We start from the raw sequence: 16607 nt of genomic DNA on the forward strand, positions 1-16607 counted from the left end.
CCATGCCCCCCAACAACTCAACAGACTTCGCCACCATTGCCTGGATATTGTCGGCCACGGCAAAACGGGTCACTAAGGCTCTGGATAAAGCGTCTTTACCAAAGTCACCCCGGTCCAGATTTGCCGCCACTGTGTCCACCAGCATATTGGAGCTTTCCAGTTTGATACAAAGGTTGGTTCTGTCCTGAATAGTGCCACGCCCTGCCGTCATCACTTTTTCAACCAAAGCGGCGGCGATGCCGAGATAACAGGCCGTCAGCAAAATTTCAAACCAGACATAACCCAAAGTCTGCAAATCATTGTCGGCTGATTGTAATTCTGCACTGAGCTCAAACACTAAATCCGGGTGAACTTCCACATCTTCCAGTATTACAGCGTCCGATTCTGCACCGGCCAAAATCCAGGAGCCCCAGAAGGGTTCTACCGAAATACCGGCAGACTGCGAAGGGATCAAAGCCACACCTGTGCTGATGCCTTTTTCCGGATGTTCCAGTACCAGACTTGTTGTCAACAAATCCATAGAACGGGACAGGCTGCAAGGTTGTTTTCTGCCGGTAACGCGCCAGTTTTTGCCATCCCACACCGCTTTCATTGTTGGCGCCAGAATACTCTGTCCGCTGTGACCTTCGGCAAAAGCCGATGACATCAGACGTTTATCCCTTGCTATCCCATCAAGCAACATCCACTCAGGGCCATCACTGGATTCAGCCAATGCTTTTAAACTGGCAACCGAAAACTGATGCATAGTGGTGGCCAGCGCCAGCGAAGGTGAACGAGCCGCCAGAGCACGGGTTAACTGAGCGGCCTGGGCCGCTGTTGCACCTTTACCACCATGAATTTCGGCAATCAATAATCCGGCGCCGCCGGCTTCTTTGTACCAGCGCAAAGCCGGGTTTCCCGGACTTTCCAGGTCCTGCAACGGCAAAGTGGCCAGCCTGGCGTCCAGTCCGGGTAAAAAACGTTCCAATGCAGCACGTTCAGTAGCTAACAGTCTCATACCATCCTCACACAATCATCAACAGCAATTACCTTGTGTTTTTCTTCCTGAAAAGATGTCGATTCAAATACTGCCAGCCGGGGCTGCACCCCTTCGGCAATACTGATGCCCTGCAGATGGGAAGAACGTAACAAAGGATAATTGAGTTCGCCAAAAGGTCCGCCCGTCAAACCAGTACCACCATGAGTGGCCAGCCAGGGGGTAAAACCGATATGCGAGTCGTTAATTTTTAACAAACCACCATTGGTCACTGTCCGCACAAGCTGCTCAATCACCGCCTGGCTGCCGGTCCAGAATGAATTACGCAGGCCATATTGGTTTTCATTAATAAACTGAATCACCTCTGTGAGCAGCAGTTCATGGTCGGCTTCAGGCACTATCAACGGTAGTAATGGGAAAAAAGTTTCATCCGAAACACTGGACATACTGCGTGCTTTTTTCAGGCCCGCCACTTTGACCAGCGTTGGCGCTATAAATGGACCAGTGGCAGAAATGGCACCATCAAGCTCCACTCTGTGCCCGCCGCTCAGAATAGTGGCACCGGCCTCTACAGACTCTTTCAGATATTTAAAATATTCGTCTGCCCGCAGTACAGGGGATAACAGCACCTCCGGATCTTCCGGGTATCCTGGTTTGATCTGCGCCACTTTGGCAACCAGCATGCTGATCAGCTGCTCAGCAATAGCAGGGTGAATAATGGCGTATTTAGGCACCATACAAATCTGACCCGAACCAAAAAAACATTCGGTCAGCATTTCAACGGCTTTTTCCAGATCAGCATCCTGCCACACCACACAACCGTCTTTGCCTGCCAGTTCCAGAATTGGTTTTTTGCCACAGGCAACGGCATCAATGCCAAGCTGGATACCACGCTGACTGCTGCCAAAATAAAAAATGTCGTTTACTAAAGGGCTGTCCATCCATTGCTGCAGAATATTGCCGGAATTCCCGCACACTATACTCAGCACACCTGGTGGCGCCCCCAACTCTTCCAGAATTGGCGCTACAATCTCGCGCCAGACATACATCACACCAAAAGCACAACTGCGTGGAGCTTTTACCACCAGACAATTGCCGGCAACCAGCACTGCAAGACCCCCCACCGAATTTGACGCTGCTGCATTTTGTGGTGGGCTCAGCACCACAACACCATCGGGTTTACGCACCAACAACAACTTGCGTGGCCCAATTTTACGTTCTTCGTACAGCTGCCGCTCCCACAACTCCAGCGATTCAAAGGAGGAACATTGCAGTATACCGGCGACTTCCCATTCAGCTAGCTTGCGGGGGTGACCTTCAGCCACCAGCACATCAATAAATTCCTGTTTTCTCTTTTTCACTTCCAGATGAAAACGCCGGGCTAATTCCAGACGTTTTTCCAACGGAAATGCCGCCCAGGCTGGTGCAGCCTCTTTAGCGCGAACCAAAGCTTCGTCCAGCTGCTGCTGGGTGCTGATGGCACAACGGGCAACCACATCTTGATGGTCCGCCCCATCGTCCCGCAGCCCTTTTTCCAGCCCCCGTTTTAACTTCACGCTGGCGACAAAATCCTGCAGCACCGCAGAAGCCCGTATGGAATAGACCCACGACGTTGAAGGTTGATCTGTACCTGCAATATAAGAGTTGTATGAACGCATAAATATTCCAATCTCAGTTCTTTCGCGACGGCCAAAACGAAATTTTATTTCGTTGCTGAACATCCTGGTTTTACATTTATGGAATGCCTGATTGACACTGCTCAGCACTATTGAATGTTCTGAACATTCTGTGCTGCACCGCTCTAAGGCGACAACACAGCTTGTTGCTGGCCGTTCAATTTGATATGCCGGACGACTGCCGTCAGCGCAACCACTTTTCCATCCATTTTTAAAGGCCATGCCTGCTGGCATGGGTCAAAAACTCCTGAGTGCCAGAGTGAACATCCTCTGTCACTTTATCTTCGTCACCAGACACACTAACTGTGTCAATGTGCAGCCTCAGCTGACTGCAACAGGCTCAGCCCCTTTGGGGTGGACTGATGTTGTTTTCTTCCGACGCCGCCAGATCAAAGTTCTGCGGCTCAGTGCCGGTTTTTGCCTCCTTGCGGCCGTCGTAACACAACAAAAATGCCGGAAACAAAATCATACAAACCACTAACGCAAAAAAGATAATCAAGGCCGTTAATAATCCCATGTCGGCATTAAGCCGAAAGCCTGAGAAAATTAACACGCCAAACCCGGCAATCAATACCACAGAGGTTGACCACAAAGCCCGGCCCACCTTGTTCAGCGTATAATGCACGGCCTGAAAGGTGCTGGCGCCTTGCGCCCTGACTTTTTGGTAGTTACAGAGAAAATGCACAGTGTCATCAACAATAATGCCAAGCGAAATACCAGCCACCACTGACAAACCCAGATTAATTTCGCCTTTATACAAACCCCAGACGCCAAACCCAATAACGGCCGGCACCAGATTGGACAAAAAACTGAAAAAACCAATACGCCAACTGCGGAAAATCACCACCAGCAACAACGAAATTAACACTAGGGTCAGCGGCAGTGTCCACAACATCGACTGCATATTCTGTTCGCTGATATGGGCAAACATCAGGGCTGCACCGGAAATAGTAAAAGCGTATGGCTGATGCTGCTGCAGATATTGTGCAATACGCTGTTCCAGCGCAACCAGCTCTTTGCTGCCCAGATTACGGATAGTGGCGCTGGTTTTGCCCGCACTTTTATCAATATCCACCAAATTGTTCAGATCAAGCCCAAAAGGCAACGACATTTCATACAACAGCAGATACTGCGCCGCCAATTGTTGTTGCTGCGGTAACTGGTAAAATTGGGGCAAATCACCATTCATGTTTTTATTCAGCCGTTTATAGATATCAGTGAGGCTGACCACATGGGTGACTTCAGGTTGTGTTGCCAGCCACTGGCTAAAGTCCTGTAATGCAGCAAGATAAGCAGCATCGTTGATACCACTGGCTTTGCCGGATTCCAGCATAATATCAATGCTCATGGCAGGTGACATATGCTGCTCCATAAAGTCATTTGCCTGCCTGAATTGGGTGGCCGGTGAAAAATATTTAAGCGGTTCATCATTCACTTTGTTAAAGCTGACTGCCACACCACACAACAGCGTAACCACCAGGCCAAACCACAACAACCCACCCCGCCAACGTGTCACCATAGCAGCCAGCAGCAGCATAGATTTATGGTCCGCTTTTGCATTCTGTAGCGGCGCAGGCAATAACAAAAGCAGAACAGGCAAAATAGTCAGGCTGAGCACACAGGCAATCATCACCCCAACAGCTGTTAAGTTCCCCAGATCCTGTAGTATCGGCACTTCGGAAAAGTTAAGGGTTAAAAAACCTATAGCTGTGGTGACGCTGGTAATAATGACCGGGCTGAAATTATGCTCAAGCGCATGCTGCACCGCCTGCTCTTTTGCCATACCTTGTCTTTGGGCATGCTGCATCGCTGACACCAGATGTACACTGTCAGAAACCGCCAACGTCATAATAAAAATCGGCACATTCACCGTTGTCACACTGATAAAAAAACCTGCCCAGCCGGCAAAACCCATAGTGATGGCGATAGTACTGACAATCACCACTACTGTTGCCAGCGCGGCAGTTGAAGATCTGAGCAGCCAAATCAACATCAGAATAATGGTCAGGAACATCACAGGGATCAGCCGCATCGAGTCCTGTTCAGCTTCTAATGAAAACGAATAATTCATCGCAACTACACCCGTCTGATAAAAACTGACTTGTGGGTACAGTTGCCGGTATTTTTGCAACACAGCTTCAACATGCAAATAACTCTGCCGGATATGGGCATCTGCAATAGCATCAGGGAACTGCAACGAAATATTCACGGCGGCAACAGTGGCATCTTCCGAGATCAGCCGGCGTAATAATAAAGGCTCCTGCAAGCTGATTTGTCGCACCCTACTGATGGCTGCCGGCGTCAGCTGCTGCGGATCATCAATTAACGAAGCCACGATCAGCTCGTCCTGCCGCCCTTCGGTATGCTGAAAATTGCTCAGTGAATCGACGCGGATTGAATAGGGTGTTTGCCACAATTCTTCGGTCAATTGATGAAGCAACTTCAGATGTTGTGGTGTAAAAATATCGCCTTGTTGCGGAGCAATACCAATCAGCAAATTGTCATTTTTATTAAACTGTTTCTGCATGCGTTCATAAGCAAGCAACTGCGGATTATCTGGTTTAAAAAAGGTGCGGTAATCGCCACGAAATGTCAATTTGGCGGCGCCTGCGCTCAACAGACAACAAAGGCTCAGAAAAAGCAGCAGCGTCAGCTTGCGCCTATGGATTAATAATTGCCAAATACTCACAGCTGTCATCAGATTTAATAACCTAAAAATAATACCCAGTGGTTGCCTGCATCACAGCAAGCATGCCCGGCCTGATAAAGAGACACAAAAGGCATAACAAAATAAACAGCTTTGTTATTGTGTAATATCTGCAACGGGAAGCGGCGATAACATAACTGAAATTCTGCAGTTGTAGAACAATTATTTTACAGATGCCGGAAAACCAAACCAGCACCAACCCCGGCACAACACAACACAAGGAGTCTGAACGCAATAATGCCATCACGATCTCACACGTGAGATGAAGTAGATAAAACTGTGCTCCGCCGGCTCGGCCGAAACGCCATCTGACGACCAGACAAGAGCTAGCTTATGCCATCTCAGCGCCCTTTCAACTGCTGTTCACCCCAGATTTTTAACAGCTGCAAAATTTTCGCAAGACTTCTCCCCTGACTGGTCAGACTGTATTCAACCCGCGGAGGAATTTCAGCATCTTGGGTTCTGCAGACTACAGCATCGCTCTCTCACTCTCTGAGCTGCCGGGTTAAGATCTGTTGTGTCACCTGTGGCATTAACTTAAACAGCTGATTAAACCTTAAGGTGCCAGCCTGCAAATGATACAAAATAAAACCTTTTAATTCACCAAAAATAAACCTAACAGCTACCTATTCCCACAGTCTGTATCCGGATTTCACTCACATATTTTATCTCTCATAAGTATACTTTTTGTACCTGACTGACAAATTTGTGCACTCTTCTCTTTAATTATCCGCATGCTATGATTTATAAATCAACAGCAAGAAGGGCGATGATGAAAACAATAACAGCAACCAGACTTCATGGCAGCCTGCTTTGGAATGAAAATGAACACCAGATACCAATACCAAAGGATGATCAATATCTTGTAAAAGTATTGGCAAGCTCAGTTAATCCTGTTGATTATAAATTTGCATCAAAATTAGCGGAAGGAGAAACAAGTAAAGTATTGGGCTGGGATGCCGTTGCCGAAATAGTATCTGATGTTTCAACACAAGGCATAGATAATAAACAGCAGATTGTATGGTATCTGGGAAGCACCTTAGTTGACGGTTGTCAGTCAGAGTACCAGGTCGTCGATAAAAATCTGCTTGTCCCTGCACCAAAAAGTCTTGCTCCGGCTGAAGCAGCAAGTTTACCTCTGACTGGCCTGACCGCTTTAGAGCTTTTGCTGGATAAACTGGCTTATCTTCCTGAAAAGTGTGCACAAAATGCAGCACGCCCTTTGTTATTGATCAACGGCGCCGGTGGTGTAGGTTCAATATTGCTGCAACTGTGCAAGCTTTGGGGCATCCCTGTGGTTGCCACTGCAAGTCGCGAAGAAAGTCAGCGCTGGTGCCTGACAATGGGCGCAACAACAGTGATCAGCCATCAGGCATTGGCTTCGTTGCAACCCGATCAGTTTGCATCAATAGTCTGCGCCCACGACACCGATAAATACTTTGCGGACATGGTGCGTTTAGCTGCTCCTTTTGGCCATATTATCCTATTGTCCAGTTCAAACCGTGAACATCATATTCAGTTGTTAATGGCCAAAAGTGTCAGTATTGGTTTTGAATTTGTTTTTACACGCATTCAAAACACAGCCGATGGCAGGAAAAGACAACAAACATTATTATCTTTACTTTCGTCATTAGTCGACGATGGTGCAATTAAAAATACAACAACACAGATAATCACCGGGTTAACAGCGAACAATATTCAGCATGCCCATGAATTATTACAACAGCAAAAAATAATTGGAAAGATAGTCATAAAATATACATAATTAAAATCCCTCAAAAAATATAGGGGAAATACAAATGCCAGGTTAACAACAAACACACACCTGGCTTTTTATATTTCACAAGGAATTGTGTACTACATTTCAATCCCGGCTATAGGACACACAATTAAAAACACTTGGGGTAAATCAAGCTGATACGAAAAACTAACCGCTATCAGCTTATTCAGATAAAAACAAAACCAGCCACCCGTCAAATATTGCTCTTTCATTGTTACATAGTGTGATTATTCAACTCGCCGGATGAAGCTTGCCTTTTGCGCCGCCAGCCATTTTCCCTGATGATCTTTGGCAAATAAGTCTACCTGAAAACCTTCATTGGTTTTTTTCAGCAAGCGGATATCCAGGCTTGAATGATTGCTGAAACTAAAACGCACTATGGGTCCTTCAGCCGGATCAACAAAGCTGCTCCAGTGAAAACTGGTATTGGTATGACGGATAAAACCCCTGCCTGATGGCTGTAACACCAATTCCTGCTGCTTAAACAGTGCAGCTCCCAGCTCAGTACCGGCCTCAAACAATGGCAACAACCAGGTACCGCTGAGTTCTTGTTCAGTCGCTGATACAGTGTCCGGATACAACACTGAACCCCAAACGTAACTTTCCGTTTGAATATCCACAGCGGGAAACTTCAGGTTTTGCCCATGCAGTACCAGGGGTTCAGGCTGATACTGAACATTTTTGATCTGCAAAAATAAGTGCAGACCGGCGCCATGACTGAGCTTCACAAACCTTTCCCAACTTCCGGTGATGCGTACATACAATTGCTCAATGCCACCGGCCCTCAGTGCTGCTACCTGTTCCGCACTTAATGCCAAGTCCGGATTATCTACCCTGGTCTGATAAAGCGGTAACTTGCTGGTATCTGCAACCAGTTGCATGGCACCGGCCAGAACACTCCAGCGGACAGGATAACTGGCCTGCGGATCTGCCATCTGGCCGTTCATTGTGGGTTCCAATACATAAAATCCGTCTGGCATCAGCGCTGAACCGGCATCTTCCTGCCATAACAACCTCAATCCACTCAGCATGTCTTTGCTGGTTAAATCAACGGCACTAAAACCCTGTTGTGGCAAGCTCATGTGCAGTTGCGCCAATAACTCTGCTTCATGTTCGGTCATATGCTGACGATAACTCTGGTAGGAAGGCTGATCTATCACTGTATTCACAATACCGGAGGGCAAACTGAGCTTGTGTTGTTCGGCATAAGCGGCAATCAGCACTGCCGCTTCTGCCACCTCAGAGCCATAAAGCATAGTTTCCAGCCGGGATAAATCTGCTTTATTGCCCGGCAATATGCCTTTGTTTGCCCGCACAGATAAAGCCAGAATTGCCGTGCTGTGAGGCGTAAGGTTGTAGGCTTCGCGGTTGTGCTGCGCCAGCACTGCCGGCACAGTTAACCACAATTCCATGCCTGTTTTAGTCGGAGAAATAGCCCGTAGTAACACCATATCGTTGTTTGCATCGTCATCAATTTTCAGTTTCAGCTGAAATCTTGCATCTGCAGAAGCATAAGTGCTAAATGATTCACCATTAACAGCGGCCAATACCTGCGCACCTGCCATTTCTTTTGCGGCCAGCATGCCTGTTACATCCACTTCTTGCCACAAAGGTTCAAGACGTATCGATTTGTCCAGCACCAGGGTTTCGCCGTCATCATCGCTGGCTTCAAGCCGGACAATGGCGGTTTCCACTTTGCTGATGGCCGGGGTTTGCACCTGAACGCTGACACCTTGATTCTGGCTGAAGGTTAATTGCGGACCTGAAAGTTGTGTCCATTTTACTGCCTGAATTTGCCCGTCAGGATCTGCAACTTCCAGCTGGAGCTCTGTCTGGGATTTTTCATTTAACACTGAAAATGCAGCTTTGATTGTTGGCAGCTGATTGTTGTGCAATGTCACCTTTAAATCTGCAGTCACAATGTGCCCGGCACTATCGGTGACTGAAATTTGCAACATTGCCACAGCGTCCGCTGATAACTCTGGTGCTGTTACTGTCAGATTTGGGCTAGTGCTGTTACTGAGCTGCAGCTTTGGACCAGACAATTGTTTCCAGCTGATTTGATAACCGCCTTTATCGTCAGTCACTTGCGCCGAGGCCACAGCGCTGCGGCCTTCTTTAATTGCCGTTTCTGCCCCTAACTTTATTGTTGGTTTCTGATCACGAACCGATTCGCCACAACCCGCCAGAATCAGCAGACTTGCCAGATAAAACAACCGCAATGATGTTGTCAGATTAAACATGTTCGACACTCCAAAAAGATGAAACTTTGCACTCTTTCGAAATCAGTTCAGGAGGCAGTTTGTTTGCTTACAAGCTCATTGCGCTGCCCGCTGTGAGAGGCACAACAACTTGAAGTGACGTCACGCTAAAGTTTCCCACCATGGCAAGGTCAATAGGCAAAAACAAAATAATTTTCTGCCACAGGCCAGCCATTTTCGCCTTGAAGAATTTTTTGCAAATGTCTGCTTGACCTTGCCATGAGGGCAAGGTTTAACCTGAAAAAAAGCAGCAGCTGGAGGGAACAACATGAAGATATTGTTATGGCAGGCCGCTATTTTACCCGGCCAACAATCAGAGTTTGAGGCTTATGCCAATACCAGGGTATTGCAGTTTTTTAAGCAACAAAGAGGCTGTTTGGGGGTTAGTTTTTTACAACACGGTCATCAACTGCAGTTTGTCAGTTATTGGCATAACAACGAAGCTGCACAACAAATGTTAGATTCAGCCGCTTATCAACAACTTCAGGCCTTATTGCGCCGGCAATATTTTGTGGCGGCTAACCCAATAGAGTATGGTGAAATTCAGGGTGGTTTTTTCACTGAACAGGCATTATCACAACTGGCGTCAACCCACGCTTATGCAACTCAGCAAGAGCTTAGCTCCTGCTGAGTGGTTGCCCGGCAACAGCGGTTTAAAACACAAAACCTGATGTCAGGGTTTAGCTGTAACTGGCGCTTGCCATAAAGCTGTAGTGGCAACTTTTGGCAACTTCAGACTTTCGCCTTGTGCCAGCTGCGCGGCTTGCTGCTGCAGCTGTTGTACTTCGGGCAAAATGCTGCTGCGAAAGGTTTTTATTTTGTCCCACAATAACTTAAATTCGGCGCTTGCCGCCTGCCCCGACTCTTTATACGCCTTTAATAAAGGCCCAAGTTGTTGATACGCCAGCGCCAGAGTGGCCGCCTGTTGTTGCTCAAACTGGTTAATTTGCTGCAGCACCAACGGATTGATGCCGGCCAGCTGCCGCTCTGTATCGGCAAACTGCTGCACAAAATCACGCTGTAAAAAATACTGCTGATAGTCCGGCAGTTTTAAAGAAGCAGCATTGGTCCAGTGCATTACATCGGCCTTATTCAGCAGCTGGCCACTACCGGGCGCAATAATCAGCACTGTCGGTGTGCCGTAATACAAAGGCTGCCGGTAACGCGCCGCAGTGGCAGCACCAGATTCCAGATAACCCACATCAACAAAAGCCATGGCAAAACGTTGCTGCAATGCTGCTGACATGGCCGGTTCATTAAATGTTTTCAGCAAAGCCACACTGTCATGACACCAGTTGGCACCAAGCACCAATAACAACAGTTTTTGTTCTTTTTGTGCTTGTTGTTCTAAAGCCGGCAAGATTTTTAACACCTGCTGCTCCGGCAAAAAACCAAAAGCTGCAGCGGCGTGACTCTGCACCATCAAACCCAGCAGGCTCATCACTAACAATAAGCTTTTATACAACAAACCTTTATACAACACGGGTCACTCCTTACAAAACACACTCAACATCTGAAGCTGTGTGACAACATTATCTTTGATCGCCTGGCGCCACAACTTTTTGGCGAGTCGGTGGCTCAAGTCAATAACTATCTGAACTGATTGGGCTGATGTAGAATCACAAGCCTGTTGTTGTTCTGTCAACAGCTCCCTAAAATTGCGTTGTTGTTTTTCCCGGGAAAAATTATGAATAAAAGTCTAATCACCAATCTGCTGTCATTATTGGCTATGGCTGCCGGCTACTTGCTGGCTTTACCCTGGCTCTGGACTATGGGTTTATTTGCCTTTTCCGGCGCCATCACGAACTGGCTTGCCGTCCATATGTTGTTTGAAAAAGTGCCGTTGTTATATGGCTCTGGTGTGATACCGGCGCGTTTTGCCGAATTAAAACAGGCGTTACATCAGATGTTGATGCAGCAGTTTTTCAGCCAGGACAATTTCAGCAGATTAAGTGCTGCCACAGCCGGCAACGAACCTTTGCAACTGAAGTTACAACCTGTGATTGAAGCCATTGATTTAAATCCGGCTTTTACTGCATTGCTCGACACAGTGCAAAAGTCATCTTTGGGTGGCATGCTGGCGATGTTTGGAGGTGCTCAGATGCTGTTGCCATTACAACAACCTTTTGTCGACAACCTGCGTGCCGCTTTAATTGAACTGGCCGACAGCCCTGAAGTACAACAACAGCTGCAACAACAACTTGCTTCCGATGATAATCTCAGTCAGCTGCAACCCAAAATTGCCGCTCTGGTGCAGGCAAGACTGGATGAGCTGACACCGCAGCTGGTCAAAGAACTGATGCAACAACTGATTGCACAACATCTGGGTTGGCTGGTGGTTTGGGGGGGTGTTTTTGGTGCTGCTATTGGCTTAGTCAGCAGCTTAGTGCCGACAGTGGTTTAAACTGCAAAAAACTGTCAGCAAGTGATGGCCGGGCAGTATGCCTGCACGGCCATTTTACTGTTGTACTTGTTGGTGATAAACAATACTGCAGACAGAGCTCAGATTTGAGCTTGTTAACGGCGCCATAACCACCAGCTCATCCATAAAAACACCAACAAAGCGCCGAGTCCAAGGCCGCTCAACTGTTGTAATTTGGCAGAGTTATTCATTTGCAACTGGGTCATCACCGGCTCGCGGGAAGAATTTGGCGGAGACTTAAACTCAGCCTGCGAATCAGTTTGTTTGCTCTGTAACTGCTGTGACGACGTATTATAAACCGTCAGGATGCGTTCAGACAGGTAAGACTGCCTGTCAGCGACTGTCGACGAGTGAAACCCACTTCTGCTGCTGGCCTGGTGCGACTGTGGTGTGGTGTTTTTATCTAAACTGCTTTTTGTTGTACCGGCCAATACTGTACCAGCCCCAGCGTGCTGCTGCCACTGTTGCAAAAAAGCCTGACGCTGGCGCAATTTATCTTCGGCACAAAATACAAAATCTTCAGCTTGTTGCTGATGCACCCTGCACTGCACCGGCATCTGATAAAACACATCCCATGCTTTGGCCTTGGCGCCGGTAAATACGGCGTTATTGGCTTGCATCATCGGAAAGTTTGTGGTGATTTCAGCTTGTTGCTGACGTTGGCGCTGTTGCTGATCAGGTGCAAGATAAGCAGCAGCCGCTTGTTCGTCCGGTATCGGGTTGACACAATGCCGTGCCTGCAAATTAAATAATTTCAGCTCACGCCCATTGAGCCAGTTGTATTCACTGACGTCATAACCACGACGCATTTTGGCCTGAATTGCCATACGTTCCGCTTCAAGCGCGGCACATTTGTTCACACTGAACTGACTGTCAGCCGCCAACACATCGGGCGATAACAACAGCAGAAAAGTTGCTACAACGGAAAAATACCTCATACCTGTCCCTGTAAAAGCTGGCAGCACAACCATTGGCACTGCAACAACATCATCTTGTTTATATTATGTTTTATCCAACATTGCCGCTGTGGCAAAAGCAGGACCACGGCAATATACAAGGTTTTTAACAATGCCAACACTGTTGCAAAAGATGCGGTACTGCACCAGACTCATTTTGTCAGCCTGATGCCAGACAACTGCATGCAGCAGCCGCAGTCTAAACTGACATTGCACTGACAGCTTTCTTTACAAAAGCTGTAAAAACATCTGAACCTTCATAAGGTTTATTTTCCAAGCAACTGATAATGAACAATAAAAATTTTGTGGAATATAACTTGCTTAAAAATAACTCTGGTTTGACCAGCCCTGAATTGTTGTTATTGTTGTAATAAAGGAAGCAGTAGCCGTGAAAATCATCCACCTCGTTTTGACCTTGTTTGCCTTTGTTATGTCCGGCCTGTCACATGCAGCTGTGATCAACATCGAATACAGCTATGACGGCAGTAACTTTAAACTGCTGACAGGACAGGAATTATTCGGTACCAACCTGGCGGTTGGCGACACCCTGAATATTAAATATCTGGCCAGCGGCACCCGCTCTTATTGGGACTTCAGCAACATTAATTTCAGCTCCATGGTGAACCTGAGTTTTGCCAACAGCGGCTGTGTCACCCGTTCTGCCAACGGCAATTACCAGGCTTATATGGATGGGCGCGAGTTGCTGAACCGCAACTATAACGCGCAAGGACAAACCTGTATTCATACAGGCCCGCAAAGTATTGATTTTAGAGAAATAGCGGCAATAGACGTTTTTGCGGTTTCTTTTACGCTGAACAAATCCAGTCAGGCAAACAATGTGATTGCAGATTATAAAAAGTCTGGCCAGAACACCGCTGGCTGGTGGGAAATGTGGGAGCTTTTTAACGGTAATGGCGCAAAGTTTTATTATATTGCGGATCTGAAACCTCAGGCAGTACCACCTTTAGCTGTTGCAGCACCTTCACCACTCTGGTTATTTTTTGCTGCAGTGCCGGCACTGGCCTTATTGCGGCGCAACCGCAAAGCCTGAACCTGGTAAAGGCTGCGCATCAGCGCAGCCATTCCAACACATTGTGGTTGTTATAAAAACTGACCCTGTCGCGGCCATGTTGTTTGGCGTGATACAAAGCCCGGTCCGCCCTGTCTAATACCGCTTGCCAGTCTTCATTCAGTTGCCGCTCTGCATAACCAATACTGATGGTGATATTAATTTGCTGCTGTGCTCTGTGCAGCGGATGTTGCAGAATTTTATGTCTGAGCCGAGCCGCAACAACACCAAGTTCTGTGCCCTGCACATCGGTCAGCAATACCACAAACTCCTCACCACCAATACGGAACAGATAGTCATAACCACGCATCACATCCTGCGCCAGAGTAGTGACATGCAATAAAGCCTCATCCCCTATCGCATGGCCATGGCTGTCGTTAATTTTCTTAAAATGATCAATATCAAAAGTTAACATGGCACAAGGCTGCCCGGTTCGTTCTGCTCTGGCAAACTCGTGACTGGCAATACGTTGCAGCGCCCGGCGGTTTAACCAGCCGGTCAGCGGATCTGTGTCCGAAGCCCGGCGCAGTTCCAGCTCCTGGCGTCTAATCACTATCAGTGCACAAGCCATGGTGGTTAACATAATAAAAGCAGACATGGCGAGATAACCTGAAGTTTGCAGCAGTTCATTACCAGACTGGGATAACGACATTGTTGGGTCCAGTGCCACTATCACAATCTTCAGCAACACCTGAGCGCTAAACAACAATTCAATCACCAGCAAAGGCAGATAAACACTGCGCATTTGCGGATCGGGAGCACTCCATAAGGTGTAAACCGTCAACAGGCAAACCAATAACACCAGCGGGAGCATTAATAATAAACGCAAAGGGACCGACTGCTGCACCACAGGCACCAGATTGACCACAACCACCAGCAGCGCCAATACCCCGACCAGTGGCCAGCCCGGCCATAACCCCAGATGGCGCCTGACCCCGACCAGAATGGCCGCATGAGCAGCCAGATATAAAGCATTAACCACAGCACCGGAAGCAAATACCGCCAGCTGCGGCACAAACACTGTGATACCAAGGCAATTACGCAGGAAAAACAATACACCGGCAGCTGTCCAGTCGAGCAGACACAACTCGCGGGGGCTGGCACGGTATAACAAAAACAGGCTGACCATCATAATGGCGCTGGCCAGCGCCGAGGCTATCTGTAAGGTAAAAGAATCCACGACACACTCCCTGTATTCATGCAATTTTCCACACCAGGCCATCATACCTGCCCGGCTGAAAAGCTCCGCTCACCATGCGGAAATTTACTCTAACAGACTTTCCTAAAGTAGGAAATAGCAGAGGCGAAGCTGCGCCAAAGCTTGCCGAGCGCAACTTACGACACGAGCCGCAATGCCACTGCACCCGGTACAAAACATCAGACAACAACAAACAGCCACCATCAGGTTTTAGCGGGCTTTTACCACTTTATTTACCAGACGCCTGACCACAGGTGCCACCAGCATCACTGCCGGAAAAGCCACCACAAAAGCAAACAACCAGGCTTTGAGCCAGATCTGCAGAATATTGGCCACCAGCCCGACATTAAACAAACTGATCACCAGCGACATCAGGCAGGACATCAACAAAGCCATAAAAAACGCAAATACAATATGCTGATACTTATTTGGGATCACAACAATTTACCTTTGACCATCAGAAAGCACTGCAAACACCCTGACTTGCAGTAGGGTTGCCCCCACAACAATGCCGGCATAAAAAGGCGGTTATCTTAGCCGATTTACCAAACAACGTCGCTTATCAAACCAAACTTCAGGCCGGATATGGAATAAATTCCGTTTCGTCACCTGGTACTTTCGGAAAACGGCCGGCCTGCCAATCTTGTTTGGCCTGTTCAATACGTTCTTTACTGCTGGACACAAAATTCCAATTGATAAAACGCTGCCCTATGGCATCACCACCAATCAAGGCGATCCGTGCTGCAGTGAAAGCTTCCACTTCAACCACAGCATCTGCGCCCAGCACAGTCAACGTCTGAGGTTGCAATGCAGTTCCCGCCATTTGCAGCTGACCAGACAACAGATAAAGGCCAAGCTCTGCAGCTTGAGGTAACAGCAGTTTTTGACCCGGCGCTAAAAAAGCCTCCAGATATAAAGTGGTGGAGAACTGCGGTACAGGAGATGTCACACCATAAGCACTGCCGATCATCACCCGCACCGAAACACCCTGCACCTCAAACGCCGGAATGCTGGCCGCCGGAAAATGATAAAAAGCCGGTTCAGTTTCTTCATGCGCCAAAGGCAATGCCAGCCACAGCTGTAAACCATGTAAACTGTGGGCGCTGGCTTTAAGCTCCGGCCTTTCCCGCTCCGAATGCACTATGCCTTTACCTGCCACCATCAGATTGATATCACCCGGCCGGATCACCTGCACTGTGCCCAGTGAATCCCGGTGCAATATTTCACCACTAAATAAATAAGTGACTGTCGCCAGCCCAATATGCGGATGCGGCCGCACCGAAATGCCCGAACCAACGGCAAAATCTGCCGGGCCCATTTCATCAAAAAAGATCCAGGGACCAATGGTTTTGCGCTCTTTCACCGGCAATAAACGGCGCACTGAAAACTCACCCAAATCAGCCATTCTGGGCTGGATAATCTGGGTGATGGCTGCAGAGTTTCCGGCCTGTTCCCCCTGCTGCGGTAATAACGCTGTGTCAGTTTTTTGCATCATTGTTCCTGTACTTTGGCAGTCGGTGCTTTGGTTGTATTCTGGACCAGGACAAGTGCCTGGCGCCAGC

13 protein-coding genes and 1 pseudogene are annotated in these 16607 nt (G+C 47.9%); 4 read left to right on the top strand and 10 right to left on the bottom strand.

Features of this window, described 5'->3' with window-relative positions; translation table 11 throughout:
• The 4 genes and pseudogenes from RCH83_RS13435 to RCH83_RS17640 form a co-directional block, all read right to left on the bottom strand.
• A partial coding sequence (locus RCH83_RS13435) for an acyl-CoA dehydrogenase family protein (protein WP_306522932.1) occupies positions 1-997 on the bottom strand: 997 nt, incomplete at its 3' end.
• Positions 994-2634: an aldehyde dehydrogenase gene (locus RCH83_RS13440; RefSeq protein ID WP_306522934.1), complete on the bottom strand. Its 1641-nt coding sequence runs from the start codon at positions 2632-2634 to the stop codon at positions 994-996. The genes RCH83_RS13435 and RCH83_RS13440, both read right to left, overlap by 4 nt.
• Positions 2635-2992: 358 nt before the next feature.
• Entirely contained in the window at positions 2993-5248 is a 2256-nt protein-coding gene (locus RCH83_RS13445; RefSeq protein ID WP_306522936.1) for an RND family transporter, read from the bottom strand.
• A 452-nt stretch (positions 5249-5700) separates the two neighbouring features.
• Positions 5701-5943: pseudogene (locus RCH83_RS17640) on the bottom strand (winged helix-turn-helix transcriptional regulator).
• Between the two features lie 188 nt (positions 5944-6131).
• Between RCH83_RS17640 and RCH83_RS13450 the strand changes: the two are divergent.
• Positions 6132-7124 (top strand): zinc-binding dehydrogenase, encoded by a 993-nt coding sequence (locus RCH83_RS13450; RefSeq protein ID WP_306522938.1) that lies wholly within the window; start codon positions 6132-6134, stop codon positions 7122-7124.
• A gap of 242 nt (positions 7125-7366) precedes the next feature.
• On the opposite strand, the gene RCH83_RS13455 is transcribed toward RCH83_RS13450, so the two are convergent.
• Entirely contained in the window at positions 7367-9382 is a 2016-nt protein-coding gene (locus tag RCH83_RS13455; protein ID WP_306522940.1) for a hypothetical protein, read from the bottom strand.
• A 286-nt stretch (positions 9383-9668) separates the two neighbouring features.
• On the opposite strand from RCH83_RS13455, the gene RCH83_RS13460 reads away from it, so the two are divergent.
• A complete protein-coding gene (locus RCH83_RS13460; protein WP_306522942.1) occupies positions 9669-10031 on the top strand; it encodes an antibiotic biosynthesis monooxygenase in 363 nt (120 codons plus the stop codon).
• 42 nt (positions 10032-10073) lie between these two features.
• On the opposite strand, the gene RCH83_RS13465 is transcribed toward RCH83_RS13460, so the two are convergent.
• A complete protein-coding gene (locus tag RCH83_RS13465; protein ID WP_306522944.1) occupies positions 10074-10883 on the bottom strand; it encodes a thioredoxin family protein in 810 nt (269 codons plus the stop codon).
• A 204-nt stretch (positions 10884-11087) separates the two neighbouring features.
• Here RCH83_RS13465 and RCH83_RS13470 point away from each other — a divergent pair, with 204 nt between their 5' ends.
• Complete coding sequence (locus RCH83_RS13470) at positions 11088-11804, top strand: DUF445 domain-containing protein (protein WP_306522946.1); 717 nt, start codon at positions 11088-11090, stop codon at positions 11802-11804.
• A gap of 113 nt (positions 11805-11917) precedes the next feature.
• Here RCH83_RS13470 and RCH83_RS13475 read toward each other — a convergent pair whose 3' ends face one another.
• Positions 11918-12760, bottom strand: coding sequence for a hypothetical protein (locus tag RCH83_RS13475; protein WP_306522948.1), 843 nt, complete (start codon positions 12758-12760; stop codon positions 11918-11920).
• 406 nt (positions 12761-13166) lie between these two features.
• On the opposite strand from RCH83_RS13475, the gene RCH83_RS13480 reads away from it, so the two are divergent.
• Positions 13167-13829, top strand: coding sequence for a hypothetical protein (locus tag RCH83_RS13480; RefSeq protein ID WP_306522950.1), 663 nt, complete (start codon positions 13167-13169; stop codon positions 13827-13829).
• Positions 13830-13848: 19 nt separating this feature from the next.
• Here RCH83_RS13480 and RCH83_RS13485 read toward each other — a convergent pair whose 3' ends face one another.
• The 3 genes from RCH83_RS13485 to RCH83_RS13495 form a co-directional block, all read right to left on the bottom strand.
• The gene (locus RCH83_RS13485) at positions 13849-15027 is read right to left on the bottom strand and encodes a GGDEF domain-containing protein (RefSeq protein WP_306522952.1); all 1179 of its coding nucleotides are present in this window, start codon (positions 15025-15027) and stop codon (positions 13849-13851) included.
• 228 nt (positions 15028-15255) lie between these two features.
• Positions 15256-15483: a DUF2798 domain-containing protein gene (locus RCH83_RS13490; RefSeq protein WP_306522954.1), complete on the bottom strand. Its 228-nt coding sequence runs from the start codon at positions 15481-15483 to the stop codon at positions 15256-15258.
• 136 nt (positions 15484-15619) lie between these two features.
• Positions 15620-16537, bottom strand: coding sequence for a pirin family protein (locus tag RCH83_RS13495; protein ID WP_306522956.1), 918 nt, complete (start codon positions 16535-16537; stop codon positions 15620-15622).
• Positions 16538-16607: the final 70 nt, after the last annotated feature.

The sequence above is a fragment of the Rheinheimera sp. genome (assembly GCF_030824435.1).
GTDB lineage: Bacteria > Pseudomonadota > Gammaproteobacteria > Enterobacterales > Alteromonadaceae > Pararheinheimera.

Bases quoted from the DNA above. Each gene is read 5' to 3' on its own strand.
- RCH83_RS13440 (WP_306522934.1), bottom strand. From the start codon at position 2,634: ATGCGTTCATACAACTCTTATATTGCAGGTACAGATCAACCTTCAACG.
- RCH83_RS13450 (WP_306522938.1), top strand. From the start codon at position 6,132: ATGAAAACAATAACAGCAACCAGACTTCATGGCAGCCTGCTTTGGAAT.
- RCH83_RS13455 (WP_306522940.1), bottom strand. From the start codon at position 9,382: ATGTTTAATCTGACAACATCATTGCGGTTGTTTTATCTGGCAAGTCTG.
- RCH83_RS13460 (WP_306522942.1), top strand. From the start codon at position 9,669: ATGAAGATATTGTTATGGCAGGCCGCTATTTTACCCGGCCAACAATCA.
- RCH83_RS13470 (WP_306522946.1), top strand. From the start codon at position 11,088: ATGAATAAAAGTCTAATCACCAATCTGCTGTCATTATTGGCTATGGCT.
- RCH83_RS13475 (WP_306522948.1), bottom strand. From the start codon at position 12,760: ATGAGGTATTTTTCCGTTGTAGCAACTTTTCTGCTGTTGTTATCGCCC.
- RCH83_RS13495 (WP_306522956.1), bottom strand. From the start codon at position 16,537: ATGCAAAAAACTGACACAGCGTTATTACCGCAGCAGGGGGAACAGGCC.